The following is a 3,047-nucleotide window of genomic DNA, read 5'->3' on the forward strand; positions in this document are numbered from 1 at the left end:
GATGTGTATAAGAGACAGCTTCGAGCTGGTCGTAGCTGGCCTGCAGGCGCGCAGCGCGCCGCTTGTTGCGAGTAGTGCAGTCCGCCCGGACCAGCTTGTGCAGCCGCGCCAGCAGCGGTCCGGCGTCGGTGACGTAGCGCCGCACCGCCGAGTCGGTCCACTTGCCGTCTCCGTAACCGTGGAACCGCAGGTGCAGGTAGACCAGCTGCGACACGTCGTCGATCATCTGCTTGGAGTAGCGCAGCGCGCGCATCCGTTTCCGGGCCATCTTCGCGCCCACCACCTCGTGGTGGTGGAAACTGACGCCTCCGTCAGTTTCGTGCCGGCGGGTCGCCGGCTTGCCGATGTCGTGCAGCAAGGCCGCCCACCGCAGGACCAGGTCGGGGCCGTCATCCTCCAGGTCGATCGCCTGACGCAGCACGGTCAGCGAATGCTGGTAGACATCCTTGTGCTGGTGGTGCTCGTCGATCGCCATCCGCATGCCGCCCACCTCGGGCAACACCACATCGCCCATCCCGGTGGCCACCATCAGATCCAGGCCGGCCACCGGGTCGGCGCCCACCAGCAGCTTGTCCAATTCGGCGGCCACCCGTTCAGCGGTGATGCGCGCGAGCTCTGGCGCCATGTCCTCGATCGCGGCGCGCACCCGCGGCGCCACCGTGAAGCCGAGCTGGGACACGAACCGGGCGGCACGCAACATCCGCAGCGGGTCGTCACCAAAGGAGTTCTGCGGCGCGGTCGGTGTGTCGAGAACACCCGCCCGCAACGCCGCCAGGCCGCCGAGCGGGTCGAGGAACTCCCCCGGCCCGGATGCGGTGATGCGCACCGCCATCGCGTTGGCGGTGAAGTCTCGGCGCACCAGATCCTCGTCGAGCGAATCCCCAAAGCGCACTTCGGGATTGCGGGACACCTTGTCATACTTGTCGGCCCGGAAGGTGGTGATCTCCACGCGTTGCCCGGCCAGCGTTGCGCCCACCGTGCCGAACTCGATGCCGGTGTCCCATATCGCTTCGGTGCGTCCGCGCAGAATGCGCTGCACCTGCTCGGGGCGCGCGTCGGTGGTGAAGTCCAGGTCCGGGCTCGGCCGGCCCAACAGCGCGTCGCGGACCGATCCGCCGACCAGGTAGATCTGCTGGCCGGCTTCGGCGAACATCGCGCCGAGGCTGCGCAGCAACTCGGCGTGCCGGTTCAGCGCGACGGCCGCCGTGGTCAGCAGGTCGGCGTCTTCATGGGCTTCAGGCACGTTCGATGAGCTTAGCGGTGGTCGCGAGGACGGCGAAGCCGGGCGAAGCGGGCCACCGGCGAGGGAGGCAGATCCGCCCGACCGTGCCAGCTACTATCGCATGGGTGTCGGCCGACGGCGGTGAAGCCAATTCGGGACGGCGCCGCAGGCGGCGTCGTGGTCGACGCACGTCTGGTCCGAAAATCAACCACGCCGAATCCCCGGCCACCGAAGCCAGCCCCGGCCCGAGCGCGACGCCGAGTCGTGCGGCCCAGCGCCGGCCCCGCACCGCGCGGCACGGGCCGGACCGGTTGCGCACCGTGCACGAGACCTCCGCCGGCGGGCTGGTCGTCGATGGCATCGACGGCCCGCGCGAAGAGCAGGTCGCGGCGCTGATCGGCCGGGTCGACCGGCGGGGCCGGATGCTGTGGTCACTGCCCAAAGGGCATATCGAAGTCGGCGAGACCGCCGAGCAGACCGCAATCCGCGAGGTCGCCGAAGAAACCGGCGTGCAGGGCAGCGTGCTGGCTGCGCTGGGCAGCATCGACTACTGGTTCGTGACCGACGGTCGCCGGGTGCACAAGACCGTGCACCACTATCTGATGCGGTTCTCCAGTGGAGAGCTGTGCGACGACGACGTCGAGGTCGCCGAGGTGGCGTGGGTGCCGATCCGGGAACTGCCGTCCCGCCTGGCGTACGCGGACGAGCGCCGGTTGGCGCAGGTCGCCGACGAGTTGATCGACCGGTTGCAGGCCGACGGCCCGGCCGCCCTGCCGCCCCTGCCGGTGACCGCACCCTGGCGACGCGAGCAGACGCATTCTCGCGCCCGCCGTACTCGCGCGGGCGAGGACTCGCCGGACCCGAAGAACGGTCGCAGGCTGGACCCGTGACCCGCACGCGACGAAGCGGTGGGGGCCCCTCGCCGAGGCGGTTGGCGGCCCTACCGGCGGTGGTGACCGCCCTCCTGATCACTCTCGGCACGGCACTGGGCGGCGCCGCCCCGCATGCCCCCGCCGGGGAGCCCGATGTGGCGCCGTTCGTACAGATCCGCATCGACCGCGTCACCCCGGAAGTCGTCACCACCTCCAGCGTCCCGCTCGTCACCGTCGCCGGCACGGTGAGCAATGTGGGCGACCGCCCGGTGCGCGATGTGATGGTGCGCCTCGAGCAGGCCGGCGCGGTCGCCTCCTCTGCCGGGCTGCGCACCAACCTCAGCGGCGCCAATGACCAGTACCGCGCGGTCGGCGCGTTCGCCACGGTGGCCGCCGAGCTGCAACGCGGGCAGGAAGCCCGCTTCACGCTGGCGGCACCTCTGCGCTCAGCGAGCCAGCCGGCCTTGAACATTGAGCACCCCGGCATCTATCCGGTGCTGGTCAACGTCAATGGCACGCCCGACTACGGCGAGCCGACCCGGCTGGACGACGCCCGGTTCCTGCTGCCGGTGACCGGCCTGCCCAAACCCGATCCGGACGCCGACCTGTCGACCGGCACCGTCGCACCCGACATCTCCCAACCGGTGCGACTCACTATGTTCTGGCCGCTGGCCGATCGGCCCCGGCTGACACCCGGCGCACCCGGCGGCACCCTGCCGGTTCGGCTCACCGATGACGACCTGGCGACATCGCTGGCCCCGGGCGGGCGCCTCGATGCGCTGCTGTCGGCCGCCGAGTTCGCCACCAGCCCCGCAGTCGACGCCGACGGGGTGGTCAACCAGGCGCTGTGCCTGGCCGTCGACCCCGACCTGGTGGTCACCGTCAACGCGATGACCAACGGTTACGTCGTCGCCGACTCCCCCGAGAGTGCTACCTCTGTCTCTTATACACAT

General features: G+C 70.5%; 2 protein-coding genes and 1 pseudogene. 2 read left to right on the forward strand and 1 reads right to left on the reverse strand.

The genetic code is table 11. The features are described from left to right. Positions 1-1,243 (reverse strand): CCA tRNA nucleotidyltransferase (locus LI94_RS20725; RefSeq protein WP_046302409.1); only part of this gene is annotated, 1,243 nt, incomplete at its 3' end. A 104-nt stretch (positions 1,244-1,347) separates the two neighbouring features. On the opposite strand from LI94_RS20725, the gene LI94_RS20730 reads away from it, so the two are divergent. Both LI94_RS20730 and LI94_RS20735 read left to right on the forward strand, forming a co-directional pair. Further along, on the forward strand, positions 1,348-2,112 hold the full coding sequence (locus LI94_RS20730) for an NUDIX hydrolase (protein ID WP_206430413.1): 765 nt from the start codon (positions 1,348-1,350) through the stop codon (positions 2,110-2,112). 62 nt (positions 2,113-2,174) lie between these two features. Next, positions 2,175-3,047, forward strand: a pseudogene (locus tag LI94_RS20735) (hypothetical protein); the annotation flags it as partial.

It is taken from the genome of Mycobacterium sp. UM_Kg27, assembly GCF_000972905.1.
Lineage (GTDB): Bacteria > Actinomycetota > Actinomycetes > Mycobacteriales > Mycobacteriaceae > Mycobacterium.